18 protein-coding genes are annotated in these 18,398 nt (G+C 64.0%); 7 read left to right on the plus strand and 11 right to left on the minus strand.

Going from position 1 to position 18,398, the window contains the following annotated elements; translation table 11 throughout:
• Positions 1-201: 201 nt before the first annotated feature.
• On the plus strand, positions 202-738 hold the full coding sequence (locus tag NKI79_RS15535; RefSeq protein ID WP_352802524.1) for a dihydrofolate reductase family protein: 537 nt from the start codon (positions 202-204) through the stop codon (positions 736-738).
• Between the two features lie 169 nt (positions 739-907).
• Here NKI79_RS15535 and NKI79_RS15540 read toward each other — a convergent pair whose 3' ends face one another.
• The 5 genes from NKI79_RS15540 to NKI79_RS15560 all read right to left on the minus strand — a co-directional run bounded on the left by NKI79_RS15540 (position 908) and on the right by NKI79_RS15560 (position 7,108).
• A complete protein-coding gene (locus tag NKI79_RS15540; RefSeq protein ID WP_352703336.1) occupies positions 908-1,771 on the minus strand; it encodes a patatin-like phospholipase family protein in 864 nt (287 codons plus the stop codon).
• Positions 1,768-3,018 carry a M16 family metallopeptidase gene (locus NKI79_RS15545; RefSeq protein WP_502909819.1) on the minus strand — a complete coding sequence of 417 codons (1,251 nt, stop codon included), beginning with the start codon at positions 3,016-3,018 and terminating at the stop codon, positions 1,768-1,770. The genes NKI79_RS15540 and NKI79_RS15545 overlap by 4 nt, the downstream gene beginning before the upstream one ends.
• 166 nt (positions 3,019-3,184) lie before the next feature.
• On the minus strand, positions 3,185-4,549 hold the full coding sequence (locus NKI79_RS15550) for a M16 family metallopeptidase (protein WP_352802530.1): 1,365 nt from the start codon (positions 4,547-4,549) through the stop codon (positions 3,185-3,187).
• A 98-nt stretch (positions 4,550-4,647) separates the two neighbouring features.
• The gene (gene rsmD, locus NKI79_RS15555; protein ID WP_352802532.1) at positions 4,648-5,202 is read right to left on the minus strand and encodes a 16S rRNA (guanine(966)-N(2))-methyltransferase RsmD; all 555 of its coding nucleotides are present in this window, start codon (positions 5,200-5,202) and stop codon (positions 4,648-4,650) included.
• On the minus strand, positions 5,183-7,108 hold the full coding sequence (locus NKI79_RS15560; protein ID WP_352802535.1) for a pseudouridine synthase: 1,926 nt from the start codon (positions 7,106-7,108) through the stop codon (positions 5,183-5,185). The genes rsmD and NKI79_RS15560 overlap by 20 nt, the downstream gene beginning before the upstream one ends.
• A 76-nt stretch (positions 7,109-7,184) precedes the next feature.
• On the opposite strand from NKI79_RS15560, the gene NKI79_RS15565 reads away from it, so the two are divergent.
• A complete protein-coding gene (locus NKI79_RS15565; protein WP_352479909.1) occupies positions 7,185-7,637 on the plus strand; it encodes a nucleoside deaminase in 453 nt (150 codons plus the stop codon).
• An 84-nt stretch (positions 7,638-7,721) separates the two neighbouring features.
• On the opposite strand, the gene NKI79_RS15570 is transcribed toward NKI79_RS15565, so the two are convergent.
• Together NKI79_RS15570 and ileS are read right to left on the minus strand one after the other, a co-directional pair.
• Entirely contained in the window at positions 7,722-8,402 is a 681-nt protein-coding gene (locus NKI79_RS15570; RefSeq protein WP_352649680.1) for a hypothetical protein, read from the minus strand.
• Between the two features lie 195 nt (positions 8,403-8,597).
• On the minus strand, positions 8,598-11,588 hold the full coding sequence (gene ileS, locus NKI79_RS15575; RefSeq protein WP_352802537.1) for an isoleucine--tRNA ligase: 2,991 nt from the start codon (positions 11,586-11,588) through the stop codon (positions 8,598-8,600).
• A 43-nt stretch (positions 11,589-11,631) separates the two neighbouring features.
• Between ileS and NKI79_RS15580 the strand changes: the two genes are divergently transcribed.
• From NKI79_RS15580 to NKI79_RS15590, 3 genes are all read left to right on the plus strand, one after another.
• On the plus strand, positions 11,632-11,817 hold the full coding sequence (locus tag NKI79_RS15580; RefSeq protein WP_352802539.1) for a hypothetical protein: 186 nt from the start codon (positions 11,632-11,634) through the stop codon (positions 11,815-11,817).
• A gap of 73 nt (positions 11,818-11,890) precedes the next feature.
• Positions 11,891-12,265: an Xre family toxin-antitoxin system antitoxin gene (locus NKI79_RS15585; protein WP_254817430.1), complete on the plus strand. Its 375-nt coding sequence runs from the start codon at positions 11,891-11,893 to the stop codon at positions 12,263-12,265.
• Positions 12,266-12,267: 2 nt separating this feature from the next.
• The gene (locus tag NKI79_RS15590; protein ID WP_254817429.1) at positions 12,268-12,702 is read left to right on the plus strand and encodes an RES family NAD+ phosphorylase; all 435 of its coding nucleotides are present in this window, start codon (positions 12,268-12,270) and stop codon (positions 12,700-12,702) included.
• A 16-nt stretch (positions 12,703-12,718) separates the two neighbouring features.
• On the opposite strand, the gene NKI79_RS15595 is transcribed toward NKI79_RS15590, so the two are convergent.
• Both NKI79_RS15595 and NKI79_RS15600 read right to left on the minus strand, forming a co-directional pair.
• A complete protein-coding gene (locus NKI79_RS15595; RefSeq protein WP_352802540.1) occupies positions 12,719-13,522 on the minus strand; it encodes a MipA/OmpV family protein in 804 nt (267 codons plus the stop codon).
• Between the two features lie 202 nt (positions 13,523-13,724).
• Complete coding sequence (locus NKI79_RS15600) at positions 13,725-14,630, minus strand: alpha/beta hydrolase (protein WP_352508896.1); 906 nt, start codon at positions 14,628-14,630, stop codon at positions 13,725-13,727.
• 350 nt (positions 14,631-14,980) lie between these two features.
• Between NKI79_RS15600 and NKI79_RS15605 the strand changes: the two genes are divergently transcribed.
• Complete coding sequence (locus NKI79_RS15605) at positions 14,981-15,535, plus strand: HdeD family acid-resistance protein (RefSeq protein ID WP_352802542.1); 555 nt, start codon at positions 14,981-14,983, stop codon at positions 15,533-15,535.
• 141 nt (positions 15,536-15,676) lie between these two features.
• Here the strand turns inward: NKI79_RS15605 and NKI79_RS15610 are convergent, their stop codons facing one another.
• Together NKI79_RS15610 and NKI79_RS15615 are read right to left on the minus strand one after the other, a co-directional pair.
• Positions 15,677-16,660 (minus strand): bifunctional riboflavin kinase/FAD synthetase, encoded by a 984-nt coding sequence (locus NKI79_RS15610; RefSeq protein WP_254817425.1) that lies wholly within the window; start codon positions 16,658-16,660, stop codon positions 15,677-15,679.
• Positions 16,661-16,669: 9 nt separating this feature from the next.
• Complete coding sequence (locus NKI79_RS15615) at positions 16,670-17,530, minus strand: TIGR01459 family HAD-type hydrolase (RefSeq protein WP_254817424.1); 861 nt, start codon at positions 17,528-17,530, stop codon at positions 16,670-16,672.
• Between the two features lie 230 nt (positions 17,531-17,760).
• Here NKI79_RS15615 and NKI79_RS15620 point away from each other — a divergent pair, with 230 nt between their 5' ends.
• On the plus strand, positions 17,761-18,393 hold the full coding sequence (locus NKI79_RS15620; protein ID WP_352802544.1) for a LysE family translocator: 633 nt from the start codon (positions 17,761-17,763) through the stop codon (positions 18,391-18,393).
• Positions 18,394-18,398: the final 5 nt, after the last annotated feature.

Here is an 18,398-nt window from a genome sequence, read left to right on the forward strand (position 1 = left end):
CAGATCCAATCGGGGACAGGCAAAAAAGATCCCACCCGACGCGGACCTTGTGGCATGACCGAACGGCGGGCGGGTCGAAGAAGCTTTTCCCACGGTATCGGTCTTTGGAAGCAGACAGGAAAACCCTCCCCCTGAAAAAGCGCCGCGCTAGTTGACGCTGCAGTTCGCACAAGACCCGCGCTCGGCAGAAAGGAACCCGCCATGAGAAAACTCATCGTCACCGAATTCATCAGCGTCGACGGCATCGCCGAGGTCGAGAAGCTGCCGAGCGTCGCCTGGAACGATGAGATGCAAAAGTTCAAGGACGACGAGCTTGCCGACAGTGGTGCCATGCTTTTGGGACGCACGACCTATCAGATATTTGCCGGCTCGTGGCCCAAGGAGACCGGAGACTTCGCCGACCGGTTCAACGCGCTGCCGAAATATATCGCCTCGACCAGCTTGCAGGCGCTCGATTGGCAGCCGGCCGAGCTGCTGCAGGGCGCGTTGCCGGAAGCGGTCAGAGGGCTGAAGCAAGGCAGCGGCGGCAACATCTATGTGCATGGCAGCCTCAGCGTCGCGCAGGAATTGCTGCGCAACGGCCTGGTCGACCGCATCAGGCTGCTCAGCTACCCCGGTGCCGTCGGCCAGGGCAAGCTGCTGTTCCCGCCCGGCGCGCAATTGCCGCTCGAGCTGATCTCGGCCACGCAATTCAGCAACGGCGTGGTGGCGTTGGAGTATGCGGCCGGGACGGCGTGATCAGCCAATCTCCCCCCTCGAGGGGGAGATGCCCGGCAGGGCAGAGGGGGTCGGTTCGACCGGGCGCGGTTTCTCTCTTTCGACGGCGGGGTTGGCGCATTACGCGAGACGACCCCCTCTGTCGCCTTCGGCGACATCTCCCCCTCAAGAGGGGAGATTGGCAGCTTCCCTACACCGTCCGCTGCCTGCCCGCGACCGCAGCGTCTTCCCTCGCCTTCAGCGCCTGCTCCACCTCGCGCTTCAGCTCGTCCTTGATCGCAACCGTCTCGGCCATCAGCGCCTCGACCTTCATGAAGTCGAGCACCCGGTATTTCGACACCGCCGGCCGGACCAATATGTCGGGCCGGCTCTGGTTCAGCTTGCTGGCGATGATCGACTGCATCATCAGCTGCGTGGCGCCGAACATCAGGTCGACCGAGGTCGGGAATTTGCGCCCGGCCTCGGTCGGCGCGCCGACCACGTCGACGGCAATGATGATGTCGGCGTCCAGCTCGATCAGGTCGAACGGCACGGGATTGTAGATGCCGCCGTCGATCAGCATCCTGCCGTCGCGCATCACCGGGCGGAACACCGCCGGAATCGCCGCCGAGGCGGCCAGCGCCGAAGGCAGTTCGCCTTCGGCCAACACCGCGAGCTTGTGGCCATAAAAATCCGTTGCCGTCACCTTCAGCGGAATTTTGAGTTCGGCGAAGGTCTCGGGAATGGCATCGGGCAGGAACGCCTTGAGGATGCGCTCGACATTGAACTGGCTGACCCGCAGGCCGCCCTGCATCGCTTCGGCAAAAGTGCCGGGCCGCGCCCGCCACATGCGCGTCGCCACCTCGGCGCGCCGGCCGAGGATCGAGCGCGCATAGTCGTGGATATCCTTGCCGGTCATACCCGAGGCCATGCCGGCGCCCATGATGGCGCCGATCGACGAGCCGGCGATTGCCGCCGGCCTGATGCCCAGCTCGTCCAGCGCCTCGATTACATGGATATGCGCCAGCCCGCGCGCGCCGCCGCCGCCAAAGGCGATGCCGAAGCTAGGGCTCATCCCTTGTTGGCCGCGCCCAGCTTCGGCCCGACCACCATGACGGCCGGCTCGGCGGAGAGCAGCTTTTTCGCCACCGCTTTCACCTGGTCCTGCGTCACCGCGTTTATCAGGGCGGCGCGGCGCTGCATGTAGTCGATGCCGAGCTTGCCGAGCTGGATCTCGACCAGCGTTGAGGCGATCGCGCCCGAGGAATTCAGATTGTTGATGGCGTAGGCGCCGATCATGTATTTCTTGGTCGCCGCCAGCTCGGCTTCGGTCGGCCCATCCTCGGCCATACGCTTGACCACGTCGCGCACCACGGCCAGCGTCTCGGCCGCCCTGTCGGCGCGGGTCGAGGTGGTGATGGACAGCGCCTCGGAATGCTGGTGGTCGACGAGGTCGGAGCTGACGCTGTAGGCCAAGCCGCGCTTTTCGCGTACCTCGTCGAACAGCCGCGAGGTGAAGGTGCCGCCGCCGAGGATCTCGTTCATCAGCACCGCGGCGAAGAAGTCCGGCGCATTCCGCTTCACCCCGGGATAGGCGAGTTGCAGCGAGGCCTGCGGCTGGTCGTACACGACCTCGAGCTGCTGACCAAGCTTCAGGTCGATGTCGGGAACGGGCGTCAGCGCCTGCTTTTCCGGCAGGCTGCCGAACACCAGGTCGAGCTTCTGCTTCAGCGTCTCGGCGTCGATGGCGCCGACCACCGCGACATGCAGGCCGTCGCGGGCGAAATTTGCTTTGTGGAAGGCGCTGAGATCGGCCGGCGTGATCGTCGCGATGCTTTGCCTGGTGCCCTGGTCGGGCCGCGCATAGGGATGCCTGCCGTAGATCGCGTCCAGCCATTTGCGTTGGGCGAGCGTATCGGGATCGCGCTCGCTGGCGATGATGCCGGACAGGATTTGCGCGCGGATGCGGTCGATCGGCACCTGGTCGAAGCGCGGCTGGTTGACCGCCACGCGCAACAGGTCGAAGGCGCCGTCGCGCTGGTCGGCCAGCATGCGCATCGAACCGTAGATGCCGTCGCGCTGCGCATCGAAGCTCATCTCGGCGCCGACCTCGTCAAGCTTGATCTGGAAGGCCTCGCTGTCGAGGTTGCCGGCACCTTCGTCGAACAGGCCGCTCATCAGATTGGCAAGCCCTTCCTTACCGGGCGGATCCTGCGTCGCGCCGCCATCGAAAACGAAGCGGATGGCGACGATCGGCACCGAATAATCCTCCACCAGCCAGGCGGTAATGCCCTTCGACGAGGTCACCTCCTGGATGTTCATGGCAGCACGGGCGGAAAGCGCCGGCAGGACGAGGAAGACGAGGGAGAGGATGAGGGTTGCTAGAAGCGGGCCGGCGTGCTGGCGCTTCCCTTCTCCCTTTGTGGGAGAAGGGGAGGAGCCCACGACGGGAGAAGGCAGAGCGGGACCATGCTGGCTCATCATCACATCAATTCCCAGCTTGGGTTTGCGGCAGAAGATAGCCGGTCGTTGCGTGGTCGAGATGGAGGTAGCGGGCAGCGACTTCCTTGACCTGGTCGGCGGTGACCTTGCGGATGCGGTCCGGCCATTGCTGAACGTCCTGGACGTTGCCGCCGGTGGCGAGCGTCGAGCCGTAGATGTTGGCCATGTCCTCCTGCTTGTCGCGGGCAAAGATCATCGAGCGGACGAAACGGTCCTTGGATTTTTCCAGCTCGTCGCTGGTGACGCCGTCTTTGGCGATGCGGGCGATCTCGGTGTCGACCGCGGCCTCGACGTCGGCAAGCTTGGCATCGCCGCGCGGCGCGCCGTAGACGGTGAAATTGGTGTCGTCGAGCATGGTGCCCTGGAAGAAGGCGCCGGCCGTCGCGGCAATGCCTTGCCTGACGACAAGCTCCTGATAGAGCCGGCTGCGGTTGCCGCCGCCGAGGATTTCGGACAGCACGTCGAGCGCTTCGGCTTCGCCGGGCTTTGCCGTGTGATAGGACGGAACCACCCACTGCGTGGTAAAGCTCGGCACGCTGACGCGCCCGTCGGTCAGCGTCACCGTACGCCTGGTGTTCTGCTCCGGCTCGACCGGGCGGATGCGCGGCGGCAGATCCGGGCCGCGCGCGACCTTGCCATAGGTCTTTTCGGCCAGCGCCTTGACCGTTTCCGGCTCGACATCGCCGGCCACCACCAGCACGGCGTTATTGGGTGTATAATACTTGTTGTAGAAGGCCATCGCGTCGGTGCGGTTCAGCTTCTCCATCTCCTGCATCCAGCCGATGACCGGGATGCGGTAGGGCTGGTTCTGCCACAGCGTGGCATCGACTTCCTCGTCGAGCACCGCCTGCGGATTGCTATCGATGCGCGAGCGGCGCTCCTCGAGGATGACGTCGCGCTCCGTCTTGATGACATCGTCGGTGAGGATGAGGTTGCGCATGCGGTCGGCCTCGAAGCCCATCATCTCACCGAGCGCCTGCGGCACCACCGTCTCGTGAAAGGCGGTGTAGTCGTAGGAGGTAAAGGCGTTGTCCGAGCCGCCGATGGCGGCGACGGCGCGGTCGAGCTCGCCGGCCGCATGGTTGCTGGTCGCCTTGAACATCAGATGCTCGAAGAAATGGGCGATGCCGGACTTGCCCGGCGGCTCGTCGGCGCTGCCGATCTTGTACCAGACCATATGGGTGACGATCGGGGCGCGGTGATCGGGGATGACGACGACCTCCATGCCGTTGTCGAGCAGGAAATCGGTCACGACGCCGTCGTCGGGATTGTTGCCCGCCAGAGCCGGCGCGGCCATCACCAGAGCCAGCCCCAAGAGCGTTCCGCGCAGCCATTCAGCCTGAAATGTCATAGATGGCTCCGGTTTGGTGGTCGGACGATAGGCGGGGTTGCTGGTCGAGGCAAAGCGAATTGTGCGTCATTTTGAAGGCGCCATCGCGGACACCGAATTCAGGCGGCCTCGATAAACCGGATGACCGTCTCGCCATAGTTGCGCTCATCGACAACCGAAAAGCCCGGCCCTGCCTCGAACGGCGCCGCCGCCGCTTCCTCGACGACGCAGAGCGCGCCGGGGGCGAGCCAGCCGCCGGCCTTGGCCGAGCGCAAGGCCCGTTCGCCAAGGCCTTTGCCATAGGGCGGATCGGCGAAGACCAGGCCGAATGCGGCGATGGTGCCCGCCTCGCCCAGGGCCGTCGCGTCGCGGCGGAATGTCTTGGTGCGGCCGGTGAGGCCGAAGGCCTCGACATTGGTGCGGATCAGGCCGCGCCCCTCGGCGGATTCTTCGATGAAGACAGCGTAGGAGGCGCCGCGCGACAGCGCTTCGAGGCCGAGCGCACCGGTGCCGGCGAACAGGTCGAGGACGCGCGCGCCGTCCAGTCTTTCGGGAAAGCGATGCGCCAGCACGTTGAAGACCGCCTCACGCGTGCGGTCGGTCGTCGGGCGGATGGCAAAGGTGCGGGGCGTCGCCAGCGGACGCCCGCGAAACTCACCGCCGACGATCCGCATTGCTTCCCTTCGGGCCGCCGCGCGGCCGGTCGCCACCGCCATCCTGACGCTCGCCGCGTGGCTTGCCGAACGGCTTTGCACCGCCGCCTTGCGGCTTGCCGCCGGGCTTGCCGTAAGACGGCTTGAAAGAGGCCTTGCGCGCCTTGTTTTCTGCCGCCTTGGCGGCGTCTGCCTCCGCCCTGCCCTTGCCGATCGGCCGTGCGCCCGGCGCCATCCAGACATTGGCCTTGCGCTGGCCCGGCGGCTCGATCGGCCGCTGCTCGCGTTCGGACTTCTTCCCACCGAAGCCGCCACGCGGCTTGTCGCCACGGGGTTTGTCCCCGAAGTCGCTACGTTCAGGTCTGGGGCCACGCTCGCCAAAGCTCTTATTCGGCCCAAAGCTCCTGTCGGGGCTTGTCGACAGCTTGCCGAGCGCTTCGTCGCGGCTGCCTTCGCGACGCTTGCGGTTCTTGATCAGGCCGCCCTCGCCGATCGGCCGGCGTTCGCCGTCGCGGGTGAATTTCGGCCGCTCAGGCTCCTCCTCCCGCTCACGCCTGACCGGCTTGTTGGAAAATGGCTTGGCGATATCGGCGTCGAAATTGGCGCCGGACTCTTCGACCAGACGCTCGCCGAGTTGGTCGCGCAGCACGCGGCCCTTGATCTCCAGCACATGGCCTTCCGGCAAATCATCGAGCTGGAACGGCCCGTAGGAAATGCGGATCAGCCGCGTCACGTCGAGACCGAGCGAGCCCAGGATGTTCCTGACCTCGCGGTTCTTGCCTTCGCGCAGGCCGAGTGTCAGCCAGGCGTTCGAGCCCTGCTCGCGGTCGAGCGTCGCTTCGATGGCGCCATAAAAGACGCCGTCGACGGCAAGCCCTTCGCGCAGGCCGGCAAGCGCGCTTTCCTCGACCTTGCCGTGGACGCGCACGCGGTAGCGCCTGAGCCAGCCGGTGGCCGGCAGTTCGAGGACGCGCGACAGGCCGCCATCATTGGTAAGCAGCAGGAGGCCTTCGGTGTTGATGTCGAGCCGGCCGATGGTCATCAGCCGCGGCAGCCCGGGGGGCAGCACATCGAAGACGGTCTTGCGGCCTTCGGGATCGCGATTGGTGGTGACCACGCCGGCCGGTTTGTGGAACAGGAACAGCCTGGTGCGCTCGATCGGCGGGATCTCCATGCCGTCGAGATGGATGATGTCGCCGGGCATCACGTTGAAGGCCGGCGAGGACAACACCTTGCCATTGACCTTGACGCGACCGGCCGCAATCAATTCCTCGGCATCGCGGCGCGAGGCCAGGCCGGCACGCGCCAGCCGCTTGGCAATGCGTTCGCCGGCTTCTTCCGTTACCTCGACGCGACGCGGGCGCGGCTTGAAGCCGCCGTCCGACGCCGCCCGTGCCGTTTGTGCACCTTGCGGCCGATCGCCGCCAAAATCACGCTTAGGACGATCGCCGAAGTCACGCTTGGGACGGTCGAAGCGCCTTTCACCGTGCTCGCCTTCGGCTGCGACCGGCCGGTCGCCGCGCGGCGCGTAGGGCTTGCGCGGACCTTCGCGCTTCTCATAAGGCTTGCCCTCCGGACGCGGCCCTTTGCTGAACGGCCGGTCGCTGCCTTTGAAGTCGCGCTTCGGCCGTTCGCCTTCGGCCGCCGCTGGCCGGTCGCCGCGCGGTGCGTACGGCTTGCGTGGACCGTCGCGCTGTTCATAAGGCTTGCCTTCTGGACGCGGCCCTTTGCTGAATGGCCGGTCGCCTTTGAAGTCGCGCTTCGGCCGTTCGCCTTCGGCCGCCGCCGGCCGGTCGCCGCGCGGAGTGTAGGTTTTTTTGGCGCCGAAGGACGGCTTGACGCCCTTGCCAGGAGCGCTATCGCGACCGCGCGGCCCCGCCGGTTTCGGGCCGGCCTTGCGCGGGAATTTCTTCTTTTTGTCGTCCATGTGGCCTTTGCTCGTTTGCGCGGGTAGTAACAGGATCGCGCTCAAGTGGCGAGGAGATAATCGGAATGGAAACCGCGTGAAGCGGCAGGATTTCATGGCGCTGGCGCTGAAAGAGGCCGAAGCCGCCGCCCAGCGTGGCGAGGTGCCGGTTGGCGCGGTCGTCGTCGGCGGCGATACGGTCGTTGCGAGTGCCGGCAACCGCACCCGCGAGTTCGCCGATCCCACCGCTCATGCCGAGATGCTGGCGATCCGCGAAGCCTGCCGCAAGCTTTCCAGCGAGCGGCTCAGCGGCCACGATCTCTATGTGACGCTGGAGCCGTGCGCCATGTGCGCCGGCGCCATCTCCTTCGCCAGGTTGCGCCGGCTCTATTTCGGCGCTGCCGACGAGAAGGGCGGCGCAGTGGTCAACGGCGTTCGCTTCTTCACGTCACCGACCTGCCACCATGTGCCCGACATCTATCCGGGCATGGCCGAGAACGCTGCGGCAGCGCTGCTGAAAGACTTTTTTCGCGAGCGACGCGGACCCTAATTTTCCGGTCCGGCAGACGGTCCAAATCCAAGTCAGCCAATCCAGCCAGCCAATCCAGGCAAGAACGTCTCTGGCCCAGCCAGTCTACCAGGGCAGCCAGTCGAACATGCCGCCGCTCTTGCTCTTGGCGGCCGCCTCCTTCTTGAGGCGGCGTTCCTTCTTGTACTCATCCTCGCCGAGGTCATCCACCGGCGCGGTGGGGGCGGCGGCGCGGTATTGCACCGGCGGCTCGCTCAGATATCTGCGGGTGGTCGGGTCGCCCTGTTTGCCTTCAGCCAGACGGCGCTTGACTTCCGCGGCGCGGCCCTTGTCCGAATCCGCTGGAGTCCAGGCCGGCGGATGGCTCGAAGCCGACTGCGCCATCGCGGCCTTGACGGCCACCGGGTCGGTCTGCACGTCATCGACAATCTGCGCCTGGTAGGCCGGGTCGTCCTGATGCAGGGTGGCATCGGCGCGCAGGCGGGCACGGCGCTGCTCCGGCGATTCGGGCCATTCGGCACTTGCCGTCTCGATGCTTTCCTGGGGCGGCGGCAACACTTCCTTCTGCCCCGGCCCTGGCTTCACCAGCGTGGGGCGCGGCTTGTAGTCGATGTTGTTCTTGCGCTTGGGTGCAAAGGAAAAAGCCCCCGTGAGGTCGTCGGCAAGCTGCGAGGCAGCAGGCTTGTCGGTCCCGTAAGTGGGCGAGCCCATGCAGCCGGACAAGGCGAGGCCCGATACGACAAGCGGCGCCAGCAGCGCAACGCGCGCGTAAGTTCTCTCGGTCATGCCAAAAAGTCCCACTGTAGACAGCCTCTCGATTGCCGCCGGCCAAAGAAAGGTCCGGTCCCCGTCGCCTATGCTCTTCCGACGGAATTCCGGCGACAATTTGTCGTCCGGAGTTTCGCGTGTTTACCTCAACCACTCGTTAAGGGCAACGCGCCGGGGCCGATCGGCTGCCCGCCTTGGCATTTGTGCACCGCCTTAGAGGCGGCTCAAAGCCTTGAGTTCATGCAGGACAGCGGCGTCACGGGCCGAAACATCCGGGAATTCCGGATCTGAGCCGACATCGGCGGTGTAGCGCCAGGAGCGCGCGCACTTCACCAGGCCGCGGTCCTCCGCCTTCTCGACGACCACGGCGACGCCCTTGACGTCGTCGAGGGTAAAGCTGCCCGCCGGCGCCTTGCCGTGCACGATAACCAGATCACTGGTGATCGCCATCTCTGCCATATCGACATCGGCGATCGCCGCTTCGAGCGCGGCATCGTCGAGGGTGACGACCGGCACCGCTTCCAGCGAAGAGCCGATGACCTTCTGCGCGCGGGCGATTTCCAGCGCGCCGGTGACGACACGGCGGACCTGCCGCACCTTGCGCCACTTCTCCGCCAGCGCCTCGTCCTTCCAGTCCGCCGGGATTTTCGGGAACTGGTCGAGATGCACGGAGACCGCATCCGGATGACGGTCGAGCCAAGCCTCCTCCATAGTGAAGGGCAGCATCGGCGCCAGCCATTTCACCAGGCAGTCGAAGAGATGGCGCACCACCTGCACGGAAGCCTTGCGCTTCACGCTGGAAGGCGCTTCGCAGTAAAGCGCGTCCTTGCGGATGTCGAAATAGAAGGCCGACAGCTCGACCACCATGAAGTCGAGCAGCGCGCGGGTGATGCGCTTGAATTCGAACGCGTCGTAGCCCGAGCGTACGGCTTCATCGAGTTCAGCGAGCCGGTGCAGCATCAGCCGCTCAAGTTCCGGCATCTTGTCCAGCGGCACCTCCTCGCCGTCGTCATGGGCGAGCGTGCCCAGCATCCAGCGGATGGTGTTGCGCAGCTTGCGGTAGGCGTCGATATTGGTCTGCAGCACGTTCTTGCCGAGCCTCTGGTCTTCCCAATAATCGGTCGTCACCACCCACAGCCGCAAGATGTCGGCGCCGGACTGCTTGATGACGTCCTGCGGCACGACGGTGTTGCCGAGCGACTTCGACATTTTCCGCCCCTCCTCATCCATGGTGAAGCCATGGGTGACGACGGTGTCATAGGGCGCCCTGCCCCTGGTGCCGCAGCTTTCGAGCAGCGACGAGTGGAACCAGCCGCGATGCTGATCGGAGCCTTCGAGATAGAGGTCGGCCGGCCATTTCAGGTCGGGCCGGTCCTCAAGCGTGAAGGCATGCGTCGAGCCTGAATCGAACCAGACATCGAGGATGTCCATGACCTGCTGCCATCTCGAGGCATCGTGATTGCCGAGGAACCGCTCCTTGGCGCCGGCGGCGAACCAGGCGTCGGCGCCTTCTTTCTCGAAGGCGTCCATGATGCGCTGGTTGACTGCCTCGTCGCGCAGCACGTTGCCGTCGGCATCGGCAAAGACGGCGATCGGCACGCCCCAGGCGCGCTGGCGCGACAGCACCCAGTCGGGGCGCTCCTCGATCATGGCGCGGATGCGGTTCTGGCCGGCGGCGGGCACGAAGCGGGCATCGTCGATGGCTTTCAGCGCGCGGCCGCGCAGCGTCGTGCCGTCGCCAAGCTCCTTGTCCATATAGACGAACCATTGGGGCGTGTTGCGGAAGATGATCGGCTTCTTCGAGCGCCAGGAATGCGGATAGGAGTGCTTCAGGCGGCCGCGCGCGAACAGCGCGTTGCGCTTGATCAGCTCGTCGATGACAGCCTGGTTGGCGTTGCCCTTCTTGCCATTGTCGTCGATGACGCGCGCCGCTCCACCCTCGCGGTGCGGGCCGAAGCCCGGCGCGTCCTTGGTGAAGAAGCCGGCATCGTCAACGGTGAAGGGGATCGCAGTGTCGATGCCGCGCTGGCGAAGATCAGAGGCGGCATCCATCCAGGCGTCAAAGTCTTCCCGGCCGTGTCCCGGCGCGGTGTGGACGAATCCGGTGCCGGCATCGTCGGTGACATGATCGCCGGCGAGCATGGGCACGGGAAAATCGTAGCCGCCACCCAGACTTTTGAGGGGATGCGAAAGCGTAAGATTTTCAAGCTCTTCGGCGCCAACGTTGCGAAGCCGATTCAGGGTGACCTTGGCCTTCGCGGCAGCGTCGTCGGCAAGTTTCTCAGCAAAGATCAGCTTTTCGCCGGGCTGGGGACCAAAGGCGTTCTCGGCCGCCGTAACCTCGTAGAGACCATAGTTGATGCGCGGCGAGTAATTGACGGCGCGATTGCCGGGGATTGTCCACGGCGTCGTCGTCCAGATGACGACGTTGGCATCAAGCAGATCGAGCGACGTCTGCGTCAGTTTGGGATCCAGGGCTGGCTGCCCATCCTCGATGTTGATGACCTGGCGAGCGAGGCTGACGACCGGAAACTTCGCCCAGATCGTGTCCGACTCATAGTCCTGGTATTCGACCTCCGCCTCGGCCAGCGCGGTGCGCTCGACCACGCTCCACATCACCGGCTTGGAGCCGCGATAGAGCTGGCCGGACATGGCGAATTTCAGCAGCTCGCCGGCGATCCGCGCCTCGGCGTGGAAAGCCATCGTCGTATAGGGATTGTCGAAGTCGCCGACGACGCCAAGCCGCTGGAATTCGGAACCCTGCACCTTGATCCAGTGCGCCGCAAACTCGCGGCATTCCTGCCGGAACTCGTTGACCGGCACCTCGTCCTTGTTCTTGCCCTTGGCGCGGTACTGCTCTTCGATCTTCCATTCGATCGGCAGGCCGTGGCAATCCCAACCGGGTACATAGTTCGAGTCATAGCCGCGCATCTGGAATGAGCGGGTGATGACGTCCTTGAGGATCTTGTTCAGCGCATGGCCGATATGGATGTTGCCATTGGCATAGGGCGGGCCGTCGTGCAGCACGTATTTTTCGCGGCCGGCAGCGTCTTCGCGCAGCTTGCGGTAAAGGTCCATGTCCTGCCAGCGCTTGACCAGCAGCGGTTCCTTTTCCGGCAAACCGGCGCGCATCGGAAAATCCGTCTGCGGCAGGTAGAGCGTTTTGGAATAGTCGATCGTCTCGGCGGTCTCGGTATCAGTCATTCGTCTGCCATATGCGTTGCCCGGCGGTGAAAGAGCCCGGGCGTTGAACTATCATGATCTGGAAAAAGCGCGAGAGGCCGCGCGCAAGATTCCCGGCGGCCCCGGCGGCGGTCAAGCCGCCCGGAACACCGGGCCTGTAATTCGTATTGCAGTCGCGAGAAGGCGCGAAAAGCTCGTCATGGCTGGGCTTTTAACCGAGACAGGCGATATTGAAAAGCCCGAACTCTGATGCTTCCTTGCGTTAAGTGCCAATTGCGCATACATTTGTAGGCAAATGGCCTGCAGTACCAAGGAAACAATTCATGTCGGTCGCAGCAAGGGCAATTCGCGCAACACACGACTTTTCCGTCCCTACGGACAAGATCGATCATCTGCGCAGTTTGGGTTTCAGTAGCGAAGAACTCTATCGTATCGTTGCCCCCCGCCGCACGCTGGCGCGTCGCAAGGAACATGCCGAGCCGCTTTCGCCAGCTGAATCCGACCGCGCGCTGCGCCTTGAACGCATCGCCGAGCAGGCGGATCGGGTATTCGGTAGCCATGAGAAAGCCCAGCGTTGGCTGAGAAGCGAGATCATAGCATTGGATGGTGCAAGGCCGATCGATCTCCTTGAGACAGAGACCGGCGCCCACGTCGTTTCCGAAGAGCTTATCCGTATCGACTTTGGCATGCTTGCCTGACGATGCGCATCTGGCGCATCTCCAATTTCGCGGATCTCTCGGGTCGTGGCGGAACGCTCGTTGATGGAAGATGGAACAGGCGCGGGATGCCCATCGTCTATTGCACCGACCACCCTTCGACGGCACTGCTGGAGATACTGGTGCATGCGACGCGCGAAACCGTTCCGGAAACCTACCAGCTTATCGAAATCGACGTTCCGGACGGAATAGAAATGACCGAACCGGTTATCCATGACGGCTGGGACAAGGACATGGAATCGACACGGCGACAGGGCACGGACTTTCTCTCGGCCAATCGTTACGCGCTCATGAAAATCCCTTCGATCATAATGCGCAAGGCAAACAACTATCTGCTCAACCCGACCCATGACGATGCGTCACGCATTACGATTGCGGGCCTATACCATTATCCGTTCGACAGCCGTTTGATCAAATGAGCCGACGCCCGCCCGCTCACATCGAGAAATCGAAGCGATAGGTCGTCGACACGCCGATCGTGAACTGGTTGCGATCGCCGCGCTCCTTGACCAGGCTGGAATCGCCGGCCGGGCCCATCAGGCGGGAATATTCGCCGAACAGACTGGCCGTCATCGGTTCGGTCACCTTCCAGGTCACCGCGCCGCCCAGGCCCGCCGACTTCACCCCGCCACCGGGATGATATTCGCTGAGCCCCGAGGCCAGGGACTCCTCGGCATCAACGCCGTAATAGGCGTCGAAATAGTCCGATGAGGCGAACGAAACGCGCGGCCCGCCCGAAATCCTGACATCGGGGGTCACATCGTAAAAGGCGTCGGCGGCGATGTCGGCGACAAAGCCGTTATGGGCGCGAATGCCATGCCGCAATTCGGCGCGGGCACGCAGCCAATCCAAAGGATAGAATTCGAAGAAGCCGCCAGCCTCGCCGCCCCAGGGCACCGGGTCGAGACCCTTCAACTCGTCGGCATCACCACCGTCGCGGGAAAACAGGAACTTGCCTGTCAGGCCGGCGCGGACGCCGCCATCGTCGATCAATGCCAACGAGATATTGTCGTTGCGCGAGGTGAAGCGCGCCGCGGGACCAGCCTTGCCGAGCGAGATGATCGGCGAGGCGCTGAGCAGGTACCGTTTGCCGCCTTCGAAATTCGGGGCAACCATGCCGGTGGCGCCGACCGTCAGGTACCAGTCTCCGGACATCCAGCCGAAGGTGCCCTCGCCTGCCTTGGCAACGCCGCAGGTGCCGAGCATGAATGCGGCCAAGACCGTCGGGACAGACCGCATCGTTACTCCATACGTCGAACGCGTTGACGAACACTATCAGCCTTCATCCAAGCCATGGCGCCAGTTCGGTAAAATTTGACTTAATGTCCGTAACCTTGGCAGCGTTGGCCGGGCTGTTTTCCGCATTGCAGCGAATTGTACTGGCGCACCAAGATTCCAGATCAAGACGTTTGGAATGCGCCAGCAGCTGCTTCGGCAGGGGTTATAAATATTCGCGGGCAAACATGCCCGCGCTGTGAAGAGCGCGCCGACCGGCACCCAGCCCCGCATTCCAAACCGGCCAAGCGTGAATCATATGCGGCCAAATTTCGAGACGTACTTTGACGTCAGCCGCGCCAGCGGCTTCCGCGAGCCGAGTTGCGTCCGACAACAGCGTCTCGGCCGAACCGACTTGTATAAGCATTGGGGGAAATCCGCTCAGATCGGCGAACAAAGGCGAGATCAGCGGATCGCGCCGACCAACGCCATTGGGAACATAGGCGGTTGCCAGTTCCCCCAAATACGCCCGGTGGATGATAGGGTCGATTGCGTCCTTGGTTGATAGTGTCGCGCCGGACATCGAAAGGTCCGTCCAGGGCGAACACAGCCAAAGACATCGCGGCAACCGCTCGCCTGCCGTGCGCAATATACTGACCAGGCACAGGGTGAGATTGCCGCCCGCACTGTCTCCCCCAACCACGATGCGATCCGGCGCGATGCCTTGCCGCCTCAGAAAGCGCCATGCGGTGAGTGCGTCTTCATGTTGCGCAGGGAAAGGATGTTCCGGCGCGCGTCGATAGTCGATCGCGAGGGTGCGCATTCCCATTGCCCGACCTGCCTCGGTCACCATTCGACGATGACTTTTAAGAGAGCCGGAGCAGTAGCCGCCACCGTGGAAAAAGAGCAGAATCTTATCCCTGTCACTGCCAGGCGCCAGGGACCACTCTCCCTCGAGGCCATCGAAAACCACATGCTCGCATCGGATGTCCTCCGCGACCGGCCAGACCGAACCGACTTCGTCGAGCCGTGCCCGGCGTTCGTCCCAGCGGACCGTTCGTGGTTTTGACGTCAACAGCCTGCGGATGGCATTGATCTCCAGCAGATCGCGGTGTTCGTCCATATCGCTCATTTTGCTTCCCCAGCCTCATCAAGCGTAGAAAACGGTATACAGCAGCAGCCGCACGTCATCGATAAAGGGCCAATTCCAGCGCTGGCAATTTTTCGTTTCACTTGCGCCATGGCGAATACACGGGACGACGGGGGTCGCCCGTAAACCCGCTTGTCATCTTTTAGCGCTGGCCCACCGCTGCACACGATCGAATATTCCATCTGGTATTTGGCCGCTTCGGATAAAAAGCGAAGGTCTGGCAAGCGGATCGCTCGGGAGTGTTGCGCTCACAGCCTGCTCGCTGGACGGGCAAGGCGATCGGCGCTACCTTTCGGAACAAAGAAGCTAGGCAACCTTGACGGAGAAGGGCAATGACCGTGCACAGCGATGCCATGAAAGACGCCATTGGCCAGACGCGGGCGAAGTGGGGATGGTTCGTCGCGCTCGGGGTGCTGCTGCTCATCGTCGGCGGCATTGCTTTCGGCAATCTGTTCATCGCAACCGTCGCCTCGGTTTATGTCGTCGGCTGGCTGATGCTGATGGCCGGCATTGTCGAGATCATCCATGCCTTCGGCGTGAAGACATGGGGCCGCTTCTTCTATTGGCTGCTCAGCGGGCTTCTCTACGCCGTCGCCGGGTTCTTCGCCTTCTACAATCCACTGCTGGCCTCGGCGGTGCTGACATTCCTCCTGGCGGTCGCGCTGCTTGCCTCAGGCGTGCTCAGGGCCTGGGTCGGCTACAGCCACCGGCCGCAGCCGGGCTGGGGCTGGGTGGTCACGGCCGGCGTCATCAGCGCGCTGGCGGGACTGGTCATCGCCATGGGTTGGCCGTTCAACAGCGTGTGGGTGCTCGGCCTGTTCCTAGCCGTCGACCTGATTTTCCAAGGCTGGACCTTCATTGCCGTCGGCCTGGCGCTGAAGAGATAAATTGTGATCGACATGGCGGATTGCAGGACGCCGACAGGTAATGCTCGTCGTTCATTTCTATCGCATACCTTCGAGATTGGCTGAAATCCCCAGCTTCGTCATCCCAGGGCGAAGCGACGCGGACGACGACGGCGCGGGTTGTCAAAACGCGATCGCGCGGTCCAGCCCGGAAAGCGGCCTGACGCCGGCGAGCAGTGCCTTCGCCTCGGCCTCGTCACGCTTCATCTGGGCGACCAGCGCGTCAAGCCCGTCGAACTTCACCTCCGAGCGCAGGTAGCCGAAGAAGGACACGGCACAAATCTCGCCATAGAGGTCGCCGGAAAAGTCGAAGACGAAGGTCTCCAGCAATGGCGCGCCATTGTCGTCGACCGTCGGCCGGCGGCCGAAGCTGGCGACGCCATCATGAAGGGAACCGTCGGCGCGGCGGAAGCGGACGGCATAAATCCCTTCCTTGAGGGTGGCTTCCGGCGAAAGCCTCATGTTTGCGGTCGGAAAGCCGAGTGTCCGGCCGAGCTGCTGGCCGCCGATCACCTCCGCCTCGACGGTGAAACGGTAGCCGAGCAAGCCGGCGGCCTCGGCCACATTGCCCTCGCACAGCAGCGTGCGTATGCGGCTCGACGACACCACCTCGGCGCTTTCGTCGCGAAACGCATCGACCAGCGTGACGCCGAAGCCGTGGCGCTCGCCGGCAGCCATCAGATAGGCCGGACCGCCCTGGCGGTCCTTGCCGAAATGGAAATCGAAGCCGGTGACGGCGTGGCTTATGCCGAGGTTGCGCTCGAGCACGCCGGTGACGAAAGCCTCCGCCGACAAGGAGGCGAACTCGCGTGTGAACGGCTGCTCGACCAGCGCCGCAAAGCCCAGATGCGACAACAGCCGCGCCTTCATCGGCGGCGGTGTCAGCACGAACAACGGCATGTCCGGCCTGAAAACCTTTCGCGGATGCGGTACGAAGGTCAGCACCAGGGCGGGTACGCCGCGACGCTCCGCTTCGGCGCGCGCGCGTTCGAGCACCGCCTGGTGGCCGCGGTGGACGCCGTCGAAATTGCCGATAGCCACCACGCCGCCGCGCAGATGGGCCGGCAGCGGTGCGGTTGCGGAAATGCGTTCGAACATTGCCGTCATGGCTTGAACCTATTGCAGTCTGGGAATCACCGCGACCGGCCTGTAGCCGTATTTTTCCAGAAAGGCCGCGAGCCTGGCCGGATCCGGCTGCAGCGTCTCACCGTAATCGCGGGCATGGATGCCGCCCGATACGTAGAGCACGTCGAAGCCATTGTCGGCCGCGCCCTTGATGTCGGTCATCATGCCGTCGCCGATGGCCAGAACTTGCGAACGCTCGACCGGGCGGCCGAGAATGACGGCGACCTCCTTCATGGCGACGTCATAGACCGGCGCGTACGGCTTGCCGGCGATCAGCGTGCGTCCGCCAAGCTGTGCGTATTCGCGGGCCAAAGCGCCTGCGCACCAGATCATGCGTTCGCCGCGCTCGACGACGATGTCGGGATTGGCGCAGATGAAGGGCAGGTTCCTGGCACGCAGCCGCCGCAGAAGATCGGCATAATCTTCCGGCTTCTCCACCTCGTCGTCGAACAGGCCGGTGCAGACCACGCCGGATGCTTCGAACTCCTCGACGAGCTCGACGTCGAGGCCCTCATAGAGCGTGAAATCCCGATCGGCGCCTATATGGAAGATCTTTCGCGGCCCTTCGGCGATCAGATCGCGGGTAACGTCGCCGGACGTTACGACACGGTCATAGGCAGCGGGAGGAACGCCGATGGCGTTCATCTGCGCCACCACGTCGGCGCTGCGGCGCGGCGAATTGGTGATCAGCACGACAGGTATTCTCGCCGCGCGAGCAGCGATCAGCGCGGCAGCCGCCGCCGGGAAATGCCATTCGCCATTGTGCACCACGCCCCAGACGTCGCACAGTATGGCTGAATAGGCTCCCGACAAGTCTGCGAGCGAACCGATGATGTCGGGCGAATCCGCCATGCCGTTGTCCCTGTACCATGATGCTTGCAAGCGCCGCGACCGACGGTCCGTAGCGGCCGGCCCGGATTAACCGAAGCGCTTCGCCCTGTCACCAGCTTTCATTGTGTCCGCAAAATTGTCGTCCGGGAACTAAGGCAGGAGGCCCGGCGCACTGGCGCAAAGGCTCCTGCCCTCATGCCCTTGCGGATGATGGAAGCATGTGGTGAGTGTTCCCATCCGGAGGCGCGCTCTTGCCTGAACCCGCCAACCACCTTGCCTTCGCGCTGGTCTGCCTCGGCATGGTGCTGACGCCCGGCCCGAACATGATCTATCTGATCTCGCGCTCGCTGTCGCAGGGGCCGAAGGCCGGGCTGATCTCGCTGGGCGGCGTGGCGCTCGGTTTCTTGTTCTATGTGCTGTCGGCGGCGTTCGGCATCACCGCGCTGCTGCTCGCCGTACCCTTTGCCTATGATGTGCTGCGCCTTGCCGGCGCGCTCTATTTGCTGTGGCTCGCCTGGCAAGCGGTGAAGCCCGGCGGGCGCTCGCCCTTCCATATCCGCGAACTGCCGAAAGACAGGCCGCGCAAGCTGTTCGCGATGGGCCTGATGACCAACCTGCTCAACCCGAAGGTGGCAGTGCTCTATCTGTCGCTGCTGCCGCAATTCATCAGCCCCGGCAAGGGCCACGTGCTGTCGCAGCTTCTAGTGCTCGGTGCCACGCAGGTCGCGATCAGCCTGACCGTCAACGCCATCATCGCGGTGACGGCCGGCTCGATCGCAGTTTTCTTCGCCGGGCGGCCCTTATGGATGGTGATCCAGCGCTGGATGATGGGCACGGTGCTGACCGCGCTGGCCGTCAAGATGGCAACCGACGCGCAACGCTGATCGGT

It is taken from the genome of Mesorhizobium sp. M0340 (assembly GCF_040321535.1).
Lineage (GTDB): Bacteria > Pseudomonadota > Alphaproteobacteria > Rhizobiales > Rhizobiaceae > Mesorhizobium.